13 protein-coding genes are annotated in these 17,417 nt (G+C 59.0%); all 13 read right to left on the bottom strand.

What is annotated here, in order from left to right; all coding sequences use genetic code 11:
- Positions 1-7: 7 nt before the first annotated feature.
- The 13 genes from VJU77_10745 to VJU77_10685 all read right to left on the bottom strand — a co-directional run bounded on the left by VJU77_10745 (position 8) and on the right by VJU77_10685 (position 17,394).
- A complete protein-coding gene (locus VJU77_10745) occupies positions 8-2,092 on the bottom strand; it encodes a hypothetical protein (GenBank protein HKP03821.1) in 2,085 nt (694 codons plus the stop codon).
- A complete protein-coding gene (locus VJU77_10740; GenBank protein ID HKP03820.1) occupies positions 2,089-4,836 on the bottom strand; it encodes a putative baseplate assembly protein in 2,748 nt (915 codons plus the stop codon). Before VJU77_10740 ends, VJU77_10745 begins: the two co-directional genes overlap by 4 nt.
- The gene (locus tag VJU77_10735; GenBank protein ID HKP03819.1) at positions 4,833-7,286 is read right to left on the bottom strand and encodes a putative baseplate assembly protein; all 2,454 of its coding nucleotides are present in this window, start codon (positions 7,284-7,286) and stop codon (positions 4,833-4,835) included. Before VJU77_10735 ends, VJU77_10740 begins: the two co-directional genes overlap by 4 nt.
- The gene (locus tag VJU77_10730) at positions 7,283-7,651 is read right to left on the bottom strand and encodes a GPW/gp25 family protein (protein HKP03818.1); all 369 of its coding nucleotides are present in this window, start codon (positions 7,649-7,651) and stop codon (positions 7,283-7,285) included. Before VJU77_10730 ends, VJU77_10735 begins: the two co-directional genes overlap by 4 nt.
- Entirely contained in the window at positions 7,648-7,968 is a 321-nt protein-coding gene (locus VJU77_10725) for a hypothetical protein (GenBank protein HKP03817.1), read from the bottom strand. The genes VJU77_10730 and VJU77_10725 overlap by 4 nt, the downstream gene beginning before the upstream one ends.
- Positions 7,968-8,468 (bottom strand): phage baseplate assembly protein V, encoded by a 501-nt coding sequence (locus tag VJU77_10720; GenBank protein ID HKP03816.1) that lies wholly within the window; start codon positions 8,466-8,468, stop codon positions 7,968-7,970. The genes VJU77_10725 and VJU77_10720 overlap by 1 nt, the downstream gene beginning before the upstream one ends.
- Entirely contained in the window at positions 8,465-9,580 is a 1,116-nt protein-coding gene (locus tag VJU77_10715) for a hypothetical protein (GenBank protein HKP03815.1), read from the bottom strand. The genes VJU77_10720 and VJU77_10715 overlap by 4 nt, the downstream gene beginning before the upstream one ends.
- Positions 9,581-9,588: 8 nt before the next feature.
- The gene (locus VJU77_10710) at positions 9,589-9,891 is read right to left on the bottom strand and encodes a hypothetical protein (GenBank protein HKP03814.1); all 303 of its coding nucleotides are present in this window, start codon (positions 9,889-9,891) and stop codon (positions 9,589-9,591) included.
- A 23-nt stretch (positions 9,892-9,914) separates the two neighbouring features.
- Complete coding sequence (locus VJU77_10705; GenBank protein HKP03813.1) at positions 9,915-10,550, bottom strand: hypothetical protein; 636 nt, start codon at positions 10,548-10,550, stop codon at positions 9,915-9,917.
- Between the two features lie 189 nt (positions 10,551-10,739).
- Positions 10,740-12,617 carry an alpha-amylase family glycosyl hydrolase gene (locus VJU77_10700; protein HKP03812.1) on the bottom strand — a complete coding sequence of 626 codons (1,878 nt, stop codon included), beginning with the start codon at positions 12,615-12,617 and terminating at the stop codon, positions 10,740-10,742.
- Between the two features lie 72 nt (positions 12,618-12,689).
- The gene (locus tag VJU77_10695) at positions 12,690-15,347 is read right to left on the bottom strand and encodes a DUF4157 domain-containing protein (GenBank protein HKP03811.1); all 2,658 of its coding nucleotides are present in this window, start codon (positions 15,345-15,347) and stop codon (positions 12,690-12,692) included.
- Between the two features lie 254 nt (positions 15,348-15,601).
- The gene (locus tag VJU77_10690; GenBank protein HKP03810.1) at positions 15,602-17,173 is read right to left on the bottom strand and encodes a DUF4157 domain-containing protein; all 1,572 of its coding nucleotides are present in this window, start codon (positions 17,171-17,173) and stop codon (positions 15,602-15,604) included.
- Complete coding sequence (locus VJU77_10685; protein ID HKP03809.1) at positions 17,173-17,394, bottom strand: hypothetical protein; 222 nt, start codon at positions 17,392-17,394, stop codon at positions 17,173-17,175. Before VJU77_10685 ends, VJU77_10690 begins: the two co-directional genes overlap by 1 nt.
- Between the last annotated feature and the right edge of the window lie 23 nt (positions 17,395-17,417).

Raw genomic sequence — 17,417 nt, 5'->3', positions numbered from 1 at the left:
TGTTTTTTCAAGTGGAGTAAAAGACGCCCGCCTCGAGTCCGAAGCGGAGATATTCATCCAACCGAACGCGCAAATTGGTTTCACGCTGCGGTTGAAAAAGATCGTGAAAGGCGCCCATTTCCGCCTCATCGTCCGCGCCTTCGCGGATTTCGAGCGCGCCTTGGCGCTGGAGCTGGCCGTAGCCAGGGTGGCCGTAACGGAGTGAAGTAAACAGCGGCACGATCTGGTCGCGGATACTTTTCTGGATTGAGAACGGGAGATCGCCTGCGCCAGCCAGACCCAGGGCCGTGGCGCGTTGGGCCAGGGCCAGATCAGGCTGGCAGCGATAACGCCGCGGCAAAACGGCACCCTCCGGGATGAAGCAAAAACGAACGCAGCCAGCTTGTTTCTTTTCCGAGCGGATGGGTGCAGTCGAAGGCGGATCGCCGGCCGCGCGGCGCGCCAGGAAAATCGTGTTCGAAGCGTAATCCATCGCAAAGGTGTGGACCTTGCCGATGACCGTGCTGTTTTCGATGCGCAGCGGTCCGCCGCGCCCGGGAGGTCTGCCGTTTCCCGCATAGGCAATTCGATCCGGGCGGGTTGCATCGATGATGCTGTTCCGGATCGATACGTTTGCCATGTCGCTCACGCGCAATCCGCCCATAATGCAGTGGTCGATTTCGACCGACAGATTTGGGGTGGTGACGACAAGGCTGGGCCGATTCGGCGAGATCGGATTCCCATCCGGATTAAGCCTCAATCCAGGCACGAACGTGCAGTGCCGCAGCCGCAGCTTCTTCAATTGGTTCGACGTGCCGACGACACGAAGCGTCGCGCCGATCAGGAGCAGGCCGTTCAGAGTTACTTCGGAATCCGGATCGCCGGTTATGTTGAGCTGGCCCAGCTGGACAATGGTCGGGCGAGACTTGTCCGCGGCGCGAATCTCAATGCGCTTGTCGTGATCGCAGTGAATCGTCAGGGGCGGGCCTTCGTATCGCCCGCTATCATTGATCTCCAGCACGTCACCGACGCCGGCTGTGGTAATGGAGGCGGGGATAGTTGCCGTCGTTTTTACGGTAGTGATCTGGGTCGGCTCCGAGTCGAAGGAAGCCGCGCGGCTGTATTCCCCTCCCCCCATCTCGGCGCTGAACCCGTAATGAAACGTTACCACCGGCGGTTGCAGCGGAGGCACGGAGAAGGCGATGCGGCCCAGCACGGGATCGACGGCGACCTTGCCGGATTTCGGCGTGTGCGCCCAGAGCCCGCCCGAGATGTCGCTGAGATTACAAGCTTCGACATCCATCGTCGCTACTCCCGAAATCAAAATGCTCTTGCCAGCGCCGTAACGGCTCTCGAGATATGCGTTCAGCACCCGGCGGCTGATTGCTTCCGGCACATTAATCGGCTCCGCCAGATGGGTGATCTCCTCTTCGGAATCGGGATGAGTAAAAAGGGGCGTGTTATTGCCGAGCGGGCTGAAGAAAAATCGGCTCTTGTCGCCCGGAACTGCCGGCACGGCGGGCGAGGCAGTCAGGGGAAAGGCGCGCAGTCGCCAGAGGAAAATGCCGACGTTCGGAATATTGTAGCGCCCTTTTTGCGTCGCGATCCGGCGCACGTCGATTGTATGGGCGGTGCTTTCGAATGCCGTGCCCAGCCGTTCGAGCGGTTCCCATTGTCGCAAATCCGGAGCGTAGAAGTTCCGGGGCCGGATGTGATTCATGAATTGGGTCCACCCGAGCAACTGGAAAAATTCCACCGCGCGCGCCGGCCAGCCGGTCACATCGCGCGCCAGTTGTTCCAATTGGTTGCTCGTTCCTTTGCGGCGCCGAAAGCCGATCGTGTCGGCAACTTCCGAGCGGGGACTGCTGATCTGCGGCACGCCCCCGTGGAGCGGCCGGTAGCCGATAAGATCGCCGATGTAGGGCGCGACCCAGCCCGCGCAGGTCTCGATGAATTGATCGTCGTAAAGTTGCGCCAGGCTTTCTTCGAGGACGGCAGCCTGCTCGGACACGACTCCGAGCAGCGCCTCCAGCGGCATGTCGCTCTGTTCCGCGTCCCGGATTCGATGAATCGTCGGGAGCAATTTGTAGAGCCCGTCTTTGGCAAAGCTCATGTCACCGCCTCCAGTTGATCCAGCGGCGCCGCATCGAGCACGAGCACTTCCGCCGGGTCCAGCGTGCCGCTGGCGCCGGGCTGGGGCAGCGCCGCCCAAAGCCGATCGGTCGGAGAATGCCCGACGCGATAAAGCTTGTTGAGATCGACCGCTATCACGCCGGGCACTGATTGCATGACTGCGATGATTTCACTGGATGCGACGGGCTGGCCGAACTCGCGCGCGTCGAAGGAAAATCGTCCGCGCAACGCGGATTCCACCGCGGCCAGCACAACGGGCGTTTCGTAATCCGGATCGACTTTGACTCTGGCGGCCAGATGAAACAGAGCGGAGCCTTTTTTGTAGGACTTCAACTGCACCGGCACGAACGGATCCCCGGCATTTCGGATCGCGCGAAAAAGACTCAGCCCGAAGTCGCCTTCAATTTTTATCTCCGCGCCGTTGGGCCCGGCGACGGTCAGGAAAATGCCGCGGGTATGTCCGTCCCACGTCCAGGTGGCCAGCGCCTTGGCGATGCCGGCGTAACCGCGCACGAAATCTTCGTAATCGCGCAAGGAGACGATGCGATCGAGCGTAAGCACGGTTCGCGGCGCGTTCTCGCGGGCGTCGTCGCGGGACTCACGGTCATCTGCGCCGGCGGCCTCGGTGGGATTCGTGACTTCCTGCACGCCGAGCGGCGGCGAAGTCAGGAGACTTAGTTGTCCCGCTTTTACGAGCCCGGCCAGGCCGATGCCCTGACGGTAGGTGGCCTGCACATTTTCCTGGCCGCTCGGCAATCGCGCACCGGTTACGCCGTCGCCAAATTGCACACTCGTCTTGCCATTGTCATCTGCCCGGGTGATGAAAACGCGATCGCGCGGGCCGCGTCCGAACAGCGTCGAAGTTTCGTGCCAGAGGACATCGTTCACGCGAACTTCCAGAGTGGATGCCGCTCCGCTCGGCGACGAGCCGTGCACAAAGGTGAGCGGCGATTCTTGCAACGTGAAACGCTGATAGGGCTGGCTGGCATCGCCGTTGCCAAGAACTTCCTCTTTTGTTTCGCCGTGAGTGGCGAGCACGACGTTCGCGTTGATTGCGAAGGTCGCGCGATCGTAACTGCCTTGGAGCGGATCGCGCAGTTGAACCGTCGTGCGATCACGATCTGACGTGATGGCTGCCGCACCGTTGGCAATGAAGGCGATTTCGGAGATCGTCGGATCGTCTTTTGTCGCCGGCACCAGCAGGAGTTGATTCGATCCCGCCGTAACCGAACCGGTCCGCCCATCGCGATCTGCCACGGGCCACTTGATTTGTTGCAGAAGAAAGGACTGCAAAGCGACCCGCAGATTGCCGGGAGATAGCACCGAGAGATGCCAGCCGCTCGCGGGCACGAGCGACGGCGCGCTGAGAACCTGAAGCGAATCCCCAGGGTTCAACGTGACCGCCGCTGAACCATTGGCCGGGAGAAAAACCAATCCCGTCGCGTTCTCCGGCACTTGGATACGGGCGCGTTTGCCGCTAATGGCAAGGCCCTGCTTCGGGAGAAGACCTTCCACGATCCGGTCAAACACGATTTCGCTGCCATGAACCGACTCCGCCCGCGGCTCCTCGGCGATTTCCAGCAACTCGCTTTGCGCGAAGACAGTCGTGTCGCGGTACGCGGCTTCAAATAGCATTAGATCCTGGCTCGTATCGAGATCAATCCGGGTGGTCTTGCCGGCGATGGCAAACCTTGCCGCGGAAGCTTCTGTCACCGTATTCGCGCGGTACAGTTTCTGGGTTGCCGACTGCGAAAGCACCAGCCAGCTTTCCGGCATAATAGCGGAATACGTCGTATCGAGATCGATTGTTTGGCCGATTGTAAATGGCCAGTCACCAACCGCGGCACCGGAGCTAACGGTAATGAGGTAGTGAGCCAGTATCTCAGTCGAGAGCGTGGCTCGATGCGGCGCGTTATATCCGAAGAGCGATGCCCGCTGGCGCAGCGCAAATACCTGCGGCGCTGAAATCGCCTTGAGGCCTTTTGCCCATTCGACGCGCGTCCGGTTGGCATCGTAATCTGGAACAATGGTCGTCACTGAGTGAATATCCCATTGGGTGCTGGCGGGATCCGCTTCCCGTTCCGCTCCGACAAACAACAGCCGATCGCCGAGTTTCAGGTTCGTTTCCGTGCCCTTCAAATAGACATGCGTGCTTCCGGCGTGCGGTACGACCAGTTCGGTTTGCGGCACCCTGATGCTGTTGAAGTCGGTCCGCGCCTCGAACTTTTCACTGGTCTCAAAAGTCTGCAGTTCTTCGCCCGGGCCGGGAATGCTTTGGACTTGTGTCCCCACGTCGATCGTCGTCGTGCGGGGCGAGCCTTCGGAATCTTCGAGGGTAAAGGCGAGGTAAACACTGGCGGCAACGCCGGGCCGCAACTCGTAACCAATCAGGCGCGCGAGTTGGAGAAGCGACAGGCGCTCGGTTGCCGTGCGCAAATAGGACTCGTTAGCGATCCGCTCCTGATAAAAGGTGAGAACGTCGGAAACCGCCGCCCACGCATCGAGCAGCGCGATGGAAAAATCGTCATCCTCGCGCGTGCCGAGTGCGCGCAAGGCCGGCCGGCTCGAGCTGGAAAGCGCGGCCAGCATGCTTTGCTTGAATTGCGCATGCGTGCCGCACCGATAGGCGATAGCGCTCAAGCCTGCTCGGTTTTCCACCAGCGCCGGCGTCTCGGCCGTGAGCCCTTCGCAACACCCGCAATCGGTCAGCGCGCCGCCGTTCACTTGCCGCCTCCCAGCGTGACGTTAAAGAGACCGCGCTCGGCAAAATTGCGATCATTGTCGAGCCGCGCGATTTCCAGCCGGCCCAACTTCAGGAAGCCGTTGTCCAGCGGCGAGGTATCGCGGGAGCCCTGGCGCCTGAACGTCGTGATCTGGACCGACGCCACCCCGGGCACGGCCTGCGCGGCAGCGTAGAGCGGACTGAGATACACCGTCTGGCCGAAGCTAAAATTATCGGGATGAAACAATCCGCGGCGCCCGTCGGGCAGCACCCGGTTGCTAAATAAATCGAGGAGCGCGGCTTTGACCTCGCTCCGGAAATAACCCGGTTTCACGCAAACGTGCATCTCGATTTCCAGCGAAACGAAATGCGGCGCGTTGAGTTCGAGATCGTGGCCCGCCATGCGGAATCGGTCGACGTGCGCCTCAATCGCCTTCTTGAAAGGCGCGTCAATGCCGAGACCCCCAAAGCGATCGATCGTCAGAAAAACCGTATGCCAGCTTCCGGTCCAGCGGAAGGTCGCCGCCGCTTGCTGGACCCGCGCGTCGCGCTCTGTGACTTCCGCGTAATCCGCCTCGGTGACCGCACGCTCCTGAGTCCGAAAAGCGCTCGGCGCGCGTTGCCGGATATCCTCGATGGTCTCCGGCTCGACGCCACCTCGCGCCGGCATTGGGTTGCGCATTGAAATGATCCCGGAATCGCTGGAGACGATGTGGACCAGCGAATCGGCCCCCACATTTCCCGCCGTGCCGTTGCCGACGCGATAATGCGCCGCGAAAATCGTCCCCGGTTTTGGCCGGATGCCGTGTTCATCGTCGCCAAAGCGCAGGAAGGCTGTGCCATCATTCTCGGTTTCGACTACGAACTCATGAGCGTCGGCATCGCTTCCGAGCAGATCGTACTGGGGACGCCAGCTATCGCTGTTGAGCGTAATCGATGGAAGGAGTTCCCGGGCTGGCTGGCGTAACGCAGCTGTCGCGGAGAGCGGCGGAAAAACAAACGGAGCCGCATGGGTAAGCGGATGTTCTTGCAGGCGGGGACGGAAACGCGGCGGCACCGCGATGCGATCGCGCTCGCTGCAGCGATCATCCGCCGCGACCGGCGGAAGGAAGATTTCCGGCCGAGGCACCACCCCGAGCGGTTCGTTAGGCACCGTCAAACCGTGGTCGGCCAGGATTATGTTGCCATGCGCGATACTCACGTCCTGGAGCGGTTGCGCGAGGTGCTGCTTGTCGCTCACGCTCGAAAGGCAAAGCGCAAACGGCAGGGCATCGTCGGCCGCCCATTCGATGGCGACGACCGGCTGGCCGTTTAACGGGTCGACCGATTGCGAAACCTGCGTGAGGCGGACCGCGTGGCGGTGTGCCGGATCGGCATCGGCCGGCAACCCCGTGTTCGGACCGATGCGCTCCTCGAAAACGAGCACGTCTCCCGGAGCAAGGCGGAGCTGAGTCGACGGCGTTGAGCCGTCGGCCAGGGTGGCGCGGGTGGCGCTACGCGGCAGGCAGCAGCGGTCGTCTCCCCACGTATAAAAATACAAATCGTTGTGGGCTTGGAAGAGAAGCGCGTCGTGTTTCGTTTCGAAGACGACCGGGCGCTGTCGGAACGCCTCCGCGGCAGCGGTTGAATTCGGCGCGATTCGCGGCGGTTGTTGCGCGATACGGCTGAGCAATTGGGTGCCCCGAGGCAGGGATAGCTGCGACACGCTCACCTGCACGTGCGCCCAAGTCCGGGCGTTACTGCCATCGTGAACGAAATAGTCTACGAGCCGCGCATGACGGCGAACCGAGACCCGCCGGCGTGCCGTCCCCAAATACGCTTCGGTCGCGACCGCGTCCTGTTCGTAACTCAAATGATCGCCGGCGTAGGCCAGGAGTTCCACCAGCGCGATGCCGAGATCGGCCGCGTTGCGCTCACGCCATTGCGGCAGCAGCACTCGCATCCGATCGAGCATCAACTGCCGAAAACTGGCGTAATCTTTCGCGAGATAATCGAGCTCCGGCTCCGGTGCGAGCGCCGGCGGGCAAATGCGTTTCGGCTTGCAATCAAAATCGCTCGGGCATTCGACCTTGAACGAAAATTCCACCGCGGCAAAAAACGGATCGATTCCCGGGGGCGGATTGTCATGGGTGGCGTCCTGAACGATTCGCAGCGTGTAGGTGGAGAAATCCCCGTACTTATCCACTTCGATCTCCCAGGTCTTCGAATCGCTACCGGCGGTCACCTTCGTGACCTTGATCCCGCGAATGCGTTCGCCACCTTCGATCCGGACGTTGTTCACCTGCAAAGAGGGCGAGCTCGTCCAGTTGTTGATGAAATGGACGTAGAGTGTGCGTTGCCGGGCCGCGTTGCTGGTCGCTTCGGAATCGAGCACCTCGAGAAAGTCGATCCCGTTCGAGCTGCTTTTCTCGATCAGATTTCGCCGGGATTTATCGCAACAGAAATAATTCATCCGCCCCTTCCTCCGGTAGTGAATTCCGCGACCTGCGCGCTTTGCGATCGCCGGATGACGTAACGCACCGTCACCCGTAAAACCGCGTCTTCGTTTTCGACTTCGACGCCCCGGACCTCAATCAAATCGCCGAGCCATTCTTGCAGCGCGCCTTCCACCAATTGTTGAGTCGTCGAGGCGAGCGCGTCGCTGTTGGGGGCAAAGACCAATTGCAGCACCCCACTGCCGAAAGTCGGACGATTCACTCGCTCCCCCGGCGCCGTGAAAAGGACCTGCTCGATCATATCGCGGATGTGTTCGTCGCTGTCGGTCTCGGCCGTGCGGCCGCGTCCGTCGAAGTGAAATGGATAATCCAGCTGCATCATGTTCCTTTCACGCGGACCTGGGTAAGAACGATGTTCACCGGCGTGCCGTTCGGAACGCAGGTGGCCTGGCTGTCCTGAAGCAGCACGGGCATCCCTCCCGCCTTCACGCGCAACGCTCCCGTGATCCATTGCGCGGTCACGCACGGCACCGGCGAGCCCGAGACATTGAAAGGACAACCGGCGATGGAATGCGGATTGGGCTGCGTCACCACCGGTTGGCCGCCCACTTTCACGCGCGGATTGGGAACCGTCGCTTGCGCCTGCCCGCCATGCGCGCAAAGCACGGTCGCGTTCGCATGCAGCAAAAAGCCCGGCATCAGATAACCTCCAGGGCGCCCTGGTTGATCGAGACCTGCGGGCCTTTGAGCTTGATCGTGCCACCCGTGCCGTTGTCGATCTCAAGTCCAGTCGCGCTCAACTTGATCTTCTGGCCGCCGGAGGTTTTTAACGTGATCCCGCCCGTGCCCGGCGTGTCGTCGAGCAGGATGCTGTGGCCGCCTTCCGTTTTGATCATCATTTTTTTGTAGGGCGGCGCGAGCAGGACCTTGGGGATTTCCTTCACCGAACCGAACCAGCAACCCGACCAGATCGGATAATCCGGATCGCCCTGCTCGAACTCGATCCACACCCCGGCGTCCACCGCGGGCAGGGCAAAGAATCCCAACCCGCTCCCTCCAAACGGCGCGCAGGGCATCGCCCAGCCACTGTCCTGATCGCCCATCACATCGGGCACCTTGGCCTGAATGCGGCCGATCATGAGCGGGTCCTTGATGTTGGTGACCTTGCCGCGGTACTTGCCGTAGTATTTTTCGCTCATGGCCTCAGGAACGGGGACAGCGCCCCGGTGCCTTCCCGGCTCAGGGCGAAGGACTGGGTATATTGGCCGCGCGCGATGTTGTGGGTCACACGCTGCACATAATAAAATCCGTCTAGGGACAGCCCGGCGCCGCGCACTCCCACCAGTTTGCGCGCGCGTAACACATGTCCGTAACGCACGCTCTCCACCTCTCCTTCGGCGGTGACCGCGTCGGGCGCGTTGGTCACGGCGGCGGCCGCTGTGGTCGCTGCTTTCCCGGCGCTCTTGTTCGAGGTGTCGCGCAGCAAAGAGGTGCGCATCGCCCGCGTAGCCGACCGGGCGAGCGGCGGCAGTTTCAAAGACGGCAAGGCCGGGATCGGAATCCGGCGCTTGGTGATCGGCTCCAGGAAGGACCCCTTGGTCGCGACTGGCGCCAATCCATCCTGCGAAAAACGGAGCGAATCGATGTTGGTCGACGGCCCCATGTTCATGCTCAGGGCCGGCTGCGGAAGGCCAAGCCGTTTCTCTGGACCGAAGTAGGCTTTGTTTACGCCAATCGTCACCGGCTCGATGTAAAACACGAAGCCGTTCCGCTTCGCCATTTTCTGGATGAATTTCAAGTCGGTGTCGCACTGACGCGGGATCAGTTTCACCATGATCGGTACGTCCTTCGTCGGCGTCGGTTGCGGCACCAGCCCGTATTTCCCATAGGCGCCGATGAGTCGGGAGAAAATGACGAAGTCCGGCTGGTTCGGATATCTTTCGTTCTTCTCTTTCAAATCGAGCATAACGCTGAGATCGCTGCCCGTGACAGTGAGGGTCGACATCCCGGGCTCGTTGCTCGGCTTCACCTGGTGATGAGTGATGATGCCGTCGATCAGCACCTCCGGTCTTACGCCCAGCAGGACAGCGATGACGACGCGCGTTCCCGGAGAAAATTTGCCTCCCTTGAGAAGACTGTATTCGACGATTCCCTTGGCCAGCGAAAAGGTCATTTGAAACCCGTCGCCGCCTTTCGCGTCGTTGGTGACCTCCAGGTTGATGAGCGCCTTCGTCACCTCTGCGGAAGCTGGTAACGGAACGGTTTTGCCGATCAACAAAACGAGACGAATGCCGAGCCGGTCAGAGAGCATGGTGAGTTTTAGGTTTGCGGGAGCGCGATCTCGATCACGTTTCCGATCGTGTCCGTCAGGTCGTCAGGCCGGAGCACGTTGTTGGCATCGCAGACCCGCCAGAACTCAGTGGGATCGTCGAGATAGCGGGCGGTAATGTTATCGAGACGCTCTCCCTGGGTCACCGTGTGTTCGACCAGGGTCGTCCCGTCACCCGCCGGCGGAATGAAGCGCCGTTTCACGTACTTGATCTCGCGCGGCAGGCCGTCGCTGTCGGTGACCGTCAGCGTGGCGATGGCGGTGTCCTGATAGCGGCTCGTGGGATCGAACATGGGGTTATCGTCCGGAGGGGGAATCAGGGTCCGCCGGCAAGCGCGCCCACGCCGGCGATCGTCGCCATCACTTCCTTCGCGACTTGATGGGCCAGGAACAACGCGCCCCCGACGCTAGGGAATCCCAGGCTTTGATAATTCAACACCTGCAAACTCAGCGCCACCGTAGCCAGGATCGGGTTCAGGTTCGTATCGAACGCGTCTTCGGTGATCGTGAAGCTGGTTATCCGCACCGGCAGCGTCCGCTTGGGTCCCCACACGAACAGCGTTAGCGGCGCCTTTTGTGCAACCACTTCGATAATGCCGGCCCGCGCCAGGACCTCGTTCGCGATCAACAGCGCGGACTTCGGATAAAGCAGCAGTTCCAGTGACGCCAGCGTCGGATGCAGTCCCAATTTCGTGGCCGGTGCCCTGGCCAATTCGAGCTGGTCCGCCGCATCGATGACGACGTCGAGCGTGATCGTCTCCTCCGGAGGTCCCGTCAGGCGCAACGCTTCGTCCGAATCCGGGCTATCGCTTCCCGTCGTTCGGGCCGTAAGCGTTCGCGTCAGCTTCTCCGGGTTGTATTGAAAGACGATCACGCTCGCCAATGGATTGAACACATCCATCCCGATGATCGCGCCCTTCCTTACTTTCGGGGAACCAGAGAAGCTGCTCATCGCGCGGGCCTGCCTCCCGGGAGATCATGTTCCGGCATCCGCCGCTTTGCTTCGACGAGCAGTTGGATATCTGGGGAGGTCATTGAATTCCGCACCTAATCGAACGGGGGTTGATCGCTTGCGCATAATGCGCAGGCGTCCGCCAAAATCTCCAGCACGAAATTTCTTGTTCGGGAAGCAGCGGCCAGTTCAGCTGCGCTTACCGAGGATTTGGATTTCCATTTCCCGAAGCGTGAGGGACAGGACCCGCGTTGGGCCATTCGTTATACTTCCGTTCACCTCGTGAATCTCGATGCTTCCGGCGCTTCTCTCTACAACCGGTCCCGGCGCGGCCGCCCCCGCCACAGTCTTGTTCGTGAAGAGCACCTCGTAGGTCGAGCCCGCCGGGTTAAGTGAAAAATCCACGATCACCTCGCCGGTCCAGCTCGCCTCGGTGTTGCAGTTCGCGACCACCAGGATTTCCTGGTCGTTCAAGATCCTGGAAAAAGCCAGGACGCCCGGGGAGAACGGCGAGATCCCAAATTGGGCGCCGCCGCGGGAGGAGATCGGACGAAAATATTGCCGGCCATAACGCAGGGCCGGTTGCGCGCCGCGAACCGCTGCCAGCCGTTGCACCTTTCCATACAACTCTGTCTGCTCGTCGAACGCGTTCGGCTTTCCCCATAACGCTTCGCGCACAGCGGCGTCGCCATTGCCCCGGCCATGCAGCCCTTGCTCCGTCCCATAGTACAAACACGGAATGCCCTGGAGCGTGAACAAGCAGCCGATGCCCAGAATGAGTTGGTCCTCGAATCGGCCCGGCGCGTCTTCCCCGCTAAAATAGAAGCGCTCCTGCTGATCGTGATTGTCCAGGAACGTCACAAAAAACCGGCTCGCTTCCCCGTGCGAGCTAATGACGCCCCGCTCCAGCTCTTTGCGATGCTCGAACATCTGAACCACTTCCGCCGGCGGCGTTTGTCCTTTCGCCATGCCCGGGAGTTTGAAAAAAAGAGGGAAATCGAGCGCAGCATCCACTCCTACGAGATCGCCCTGCTCGGTCGCCTGCCGGCCGATGAATCGCGTGATCTGCTCTTCGTTGTCGTAAACCTCGCCGAAGGTGAAGAAGTTTTTCTTGCCGATCGCGAGCGCAAATTCGCGCATGGAGTTGCCAAAAGACTGCGCGAACTCCGGCTCGATGTATTTCAGCGTGTCGATCCGGAAACCGTCCACGTCGAATTTCGCGATCAGATACTGGTAGGCGCGGATCAGCGCGTTACGCACCGGGAAATGCCGTCCGATCGCGTCGTCAACCACTTGAAGGTCCGTGACCATTTCCTTGAGCGAAGAAAAATCGCCGCCCGCCTCTCCGCCGCGGCCTTTGCGCCGGAAAGCATCATTGCGCCGCAGCTCCGCCGGCCAAATCGCGGCGTCTCGCGGCGGATCCGCGGGAGCTTCCGTCCAATCCGGCCGGCCGCGCCCCGTCTCATCGCGCCAGTTGATCGTGTAAGGCTGATCCCGAAAATCCGTCTCCGCCGCGCGGCGTCCATCATTCAGGACATACTCGAAGACATCGCCCGCATGATTGAGCACGATGTCGAAGATCACGTAGATGCCGCGCGCATGCGCCTCATCCACCAGCGCGCGCAACTCGTCTTCCGCCGGCTTCGGGTCTGCCTTCGCCGCCACCGGATCCGACGCGAACCGCGGATCGATCTCTAGGAAATCCTGGATTCCGTATCCGTGAAACGTGAACGGATTGTATTGGCAATTCTTCTGCACCGGCGAAAGCCAGATCGCCCCCACCCCAAGCTCCTTCAGATAATCGAGCTTTTGGCGGACTCCATTCAGCGTCCCTCCCTGAAACACCCCATGCGTTCCATCGAACGGCGCATGCTTCGGCGGCGCACTCGGATTGTTGAACCGATCGACCATCAAAAAATAAATCCACTGGTCCCGCCAATCCTCCGGCGACGGAAACGGCATCGCCACATCGACCGCCCTGCCATCGACCATCACCCGCTTTGATTGCAGCGTCAGCGCTCCTTCAAAGACTTCCCGCACCTCACGGTTGTTTATGGACCCAGGCATCGGCTTTCCCTTCGCATTCTCCTCACAGTTGCTTCGAGTCTACCTCTAGTTGATCGTCTACATCACCACCCATTACGACCCAGAGAGCGAAGCATCATTGATTGCCTTCTCGACTCTGGAGGGTATAGAAGCAAAGGGTTGGATACTTGCTAGGATATCCGTTTCTGTCGCGGCCTTGAGTGCTCCTTTAGAAATTTGCTTATTTGCGACGATGTAAGCGCCCATTCCCTGCGAGATCGCAGTTGCACCTCCGCTAAGTCCTTTGTTGATGCTTAGGTCGATGATGACGGCGCGAGATTTTTCGGAACTGAGGTAGTCGGATATTTTTTCACCTATAAGCGAAAAGGTCGTCAAGGCTTCCTTGTCGCTCGGTGGTAACGCCATGTATTCGGGACTCTTGGCGAAAGTTTCGGCCTCTTTTCCCACCAACAGCACCTCCTTTTTGTCTTTCTTGTACTTGAGCACATCGTTGGAGGAGTTCTTGTCGAACTTTAAGTTGCGGCTCGGAATCACGTAATCGCTAACAGCCGTTTTCACCTGTGCTTGTTGTACTTCTTTACTGTGACCAGCGGTGAGGAAAGCGGGCAACAGCGCGGGCATTTTCCTGATGTACTCTTCGGCATCTCGCCCGCGCATCACCTTGCCGCCAGCGGGGTCTATTGCAACAACTGTCGCCATGGAGACATTGCTTTGATTCTCCACGTATTCGACATCAATCCCATATTTCTGGAACCTTTCCTCAAATACGGTGGGCGAGTCCTTTTTCAAATTAGCCAATAATTTAGGAAATGTTCCCCCGCCGGAGCCACCTGCAAACTGGACAAATCCGAAAGTTATGGCCGTGCGGTCATAGGTATTGAGCCCATTGAACTTTCCTTCGTTTTTCGAGACAAACAGCAAAGCGCTGACCTCAACATCTGTAATCCCGTAGGTTTTGAATTCATCAACGGTGAAACTTGCGGGTTCCGCTGTCCCCAATATTGACACACCGACAGCGTCTTTGGTATTAGAGCCAGCTCTTTGAAAATTACCTGCGGAGACAGTCTTCTCTACCCGCTTGTCATCTTTGAATCCAAACGTGAGTTCTTGGTAGTGGGAAAGAATGAACTCAGACAAACCTCCTTCGGCGACGACGCCACTTGTCCAGGTGAGAGTTCCCAAGTCCTGACCCGCAAATTTCTTCCTGCTCCAGTACTTATGTTCAAACTGTCCCTCAGTCTGGAACTTCTCGATCGCCTTGATCGTCTTAGGAATGTGTGCCTGATCTATGCTCGCGATCCCGGTTTTGTATTGAAGGAAATACTTTGTCTTGATGGCGGCGGGAGTTTCGACCGCACGATCTTTGCTGTCCAATTTCCCGACGGCCGACAATCGCTGCTGCACGGCAGTCAGGTCGCCCTCATTGTTTCCGTCACTGACTCTCCCCACTTTGCCCGTCAACTTCAGCTCTCCGCCCACCTTTACGGTCGAAGATAGGCTCCCACGATTCTTGCTGATTGCAGTGAGTTCTGTTTGGGTCGGAGCTGCAATCTGAGCGTTCATCAAACTTAGCGAAATTCCGGTGAGTGAAATTTGCCCAGTAGGTTTGTTGTACTTAGAGGTATCATCTCGATACTCTACGACACGTTGATATTGCTTGATGGCTGCTATGGTTTTGGGAATGTTCTTTGCTCCAACCTTGTCAGTGTCCTTTAGCTCTTTGAGCAAAGTGACGCCTTCCAAGGTGTAGTCTGTCGGCGACAAAAATCCCATTTCGAGCAGTTTGGCCTGTATCTGCTTCAAATCAGTGACAACATTTGGCCCATTTACGCCCACACCTTTCGAAAGTGTGATGGCTGCTGACGGAGCGGCTTGTAACACAGACGACGTGCCTCCGACGACTAATGGCGCGCCGGTGACGAGCGGCTTGGAATCGCTGCTTCGTTGTTGCAGAACGTGCGTCAGTTCATGCGAAAGAAGACGGCGTCCGGTGGCGGTCTGCGGCGCATATTCGCCGACGCCGAACGCAATGTTGCGATCCACCGCAAAAGCGCGCGCGTTGACTGCTGACACGGCTTGGACGGCGCGTGCATCGGTGTGTACGCGCACCCAGCTGAAGTCATGCCCAAAGCGCGGCTCCATAAACTCTCGCGTAGAGGGGGCTAATGGCTGGCCGGCTGAATGTATCACCTCGTCAACGATGGGCGGCGCCGCCACCTCCCTAGAGCCATGTGCTTTGACACGCTTTGTTTGCAAGGGCACGCGGCTAGCTTGCTCATCCTTACATCCTGAGCCTGCGCCGCTGCTTAACTGCGGTTCGGGCATTCGCATCACCTCTTCTGCGATCCGATCAGCTTCTTGCTCCTCGGCGCTGCCCGAGGTGTCAACCTGAAGCTTTGGTTGAATGGTTGAATACGCATTCGGATGGCTGGGTATGCGCTTGGAGACGTCGGCAAAGCGCGGCAATACCCTGGTAGGCGGTTCACCTTTTGTCCCCGATCCTTGTGCGTGTCTCTCGTTATGCAAACGCACGAGACTGAAGTCGTGACCAAAGCGTGGCTCCATGAAGGCGCGCGTTTCGTAATCCAAGGGCTGACCTAGCGAGCGCAATACTTCGGGCACAGTCGCTGGCACGCCAATTTGGTGCTGCGATTCGGCGGAGGATGTGTTGTCTTTGCGTTGCGACGCTACGGAGGAAGGTATCAACCGTTCGGTTTTGGCCTGAGATTGCTTTTTTAGGAGGGCTTTCATCTTGACGGCGTGTCGGATCTTGGAGCGTTACGCATGAACGGCTAGGCGGAGGGTCATAAACCTAAGAAAGCACCGTTGCTCATCCCGTCTATCTGCGTGGTATGGTGAAAAGGATGGAGGCAGTATGGCTTTTTATTGAGCGCGCAATTTCTTCATCACCTCCAACCCTTCCCCCCTTTTCGCGCTCCGGCGCGCGTGCGTCGCTCGGTTCCACTGAAATACCATTTCTTCTCGCGCCGGCGCATACCGGTTAGTCACCGCTCGTCCAAATGAAGATGATTATCATTGTCTGGGAAAATGACGAAACTGAAGCCATCTTTGCGCCGAGCGGCTAAAGTGTCTTTTAGCTGCTGGCTCTTGAGACGGGTGTAGGCTCCACCTCCAACTTGCTTTATCTTGTCCTTCTCTTCCCACAACCATTTCCCGCTCGCTCCCATCGTCCCGCTTGCCTTCCAAATATGTGAAGACCTCTTTTCCAGGGCGTTCTCTATTTGCGCCGTCACCGGCTTTCCTGCCGGCTTCTCCGCAACTAGGGCATTTGTAGCAGGTTTGCTGACTGCCGCTTCGCTCGTCTCAGTTTTCGCCTCGACGGAAGGGGCCGCACTGCGTTCTGCGGCGCGCTTCTTCGTTTCTATGTTGTCGGCCGGATCAAAAAAGTCTCCCTGGAAGGGAAAACCCAGTCCGTACGAGGCGTGAATGCTCTTGTCCAAGTCGTTCAGAATTGTGACGGTCGGATCAACCGAGGTGGCCATGTTTAGCGCATTAATATCTATCGCCTTACCTTTGCCGTGCGGATCAGCGGAAGATCGAATCATGCTGCCAAACTGAATGCTTGGTTTCGTGCCGGCGCCATTGGCATCGACCCATCGCTGGATGATCTTCTTGGCGAGTCCAACCTCCACTTCCAGAATAGGTACGTCGTAGCCAGCGGCGGTCGGATCCAGTTTCTCGACCTTCTTTTCGTCTCGCACATCCTGTAGATTATTTTTCGCCGTAGTAGTATTGAACGTGACGAAGCCTTGGTCCGCGGCCTTAAGAATCCAAGAGGCGCGGTCCTTAACCGTGGAAGGAGATTCCCCGACCAGCTCTGTCGCTTGTTCGAGAGGCGTTTGCGTCTTAGTTTCTGGAAATTTCGCGACGTCTTTCGACTGCTGTCGTTGCACTGCCAGCATGCTGCCCGAGAGAGAATAGGGACTAACCTGAGGGGCACGAAGGATGTTCGAAAAGGGGATGTCGAGGACGATTCTTTCCCCCCAAGCATCGGCCTCTCGCTCAAACGTTACGTTTGCCCCAATTCGTGCTGCGGCTGTCCCAGTCTGTTTTGATCCAACGTGACCCATTTTTTGCTGTAGGACGTGAGTGAGCTCGTGCGCGAGCAAGCGGCGTCCAGAATCGGTGGCGGGCCTGAAGTGCCCTGCACGGAAGGCCATGTTCTCTCCTACCGTGTAGGCTAGAGCGTTAATGGACTGTGCGGACTCATCCGCACGAGTGTCGGTGTGTATGCGCACTTGGCTGAAATCATGCCCGAAGCGCGGTTCCATGAACGCACGCGTATTGGAATCGAGGGGTTGGCCTGGTGACCGCAATACTTCGTCCACGATTGGCGGAATCTCCGAGACAGAGGATCGAGGATGGCCGATGGAGGATAGATCGAGATTCTCTGAACGGCGCTGACGCTTCTTCTTGCGGCAGGATTCGCACTCACCGCTTGGCCCCGTCGTGCCGCCGCAGGCGCACTTGCGTTGCAGAAGATGGCTCCCAACTGGTGTAAAAGTCGGGAACGCGCTCGATGAAGCCTTGGGTTTAGTTTGAAGTGCGGCTCTCATTACTTCAATCCTCCAAACACGGCGCGCGCGACTTGGGCGCCGGTGGCTTCGGGTTTGGCGGTTCCAGTTGTTTGAAACGAGCCGCCATCGAGCCGGTCGATCGCGGCGCTGTTCGTTAAGGGCCCTGGCATTTGCTCGGCCGTGAAGAGCCGTGTCAGTTCGCGCTGAACAGCTTCGCCGATGCGGTGGCGATCGCCGGGCGCGAAGCCGTGGAGGACCAATTCCTCGATGTGCAGTTGGACAG

The sequence above is a fragment of the Chthoniobacterales bacterium genome (genome assembly GCA_035274845.1).
Taxonomy (GTDB): Bacteria; Verrucomicrobiota; Verrucomicrobiia; order Chthoniobacterales; family UBA10450; genus AV80.
The sequence above is the reverse complement of the archived record's forward strand: the minus strand, read 5'-3'. Positions and strand labels throughout refer to the sequence as shown.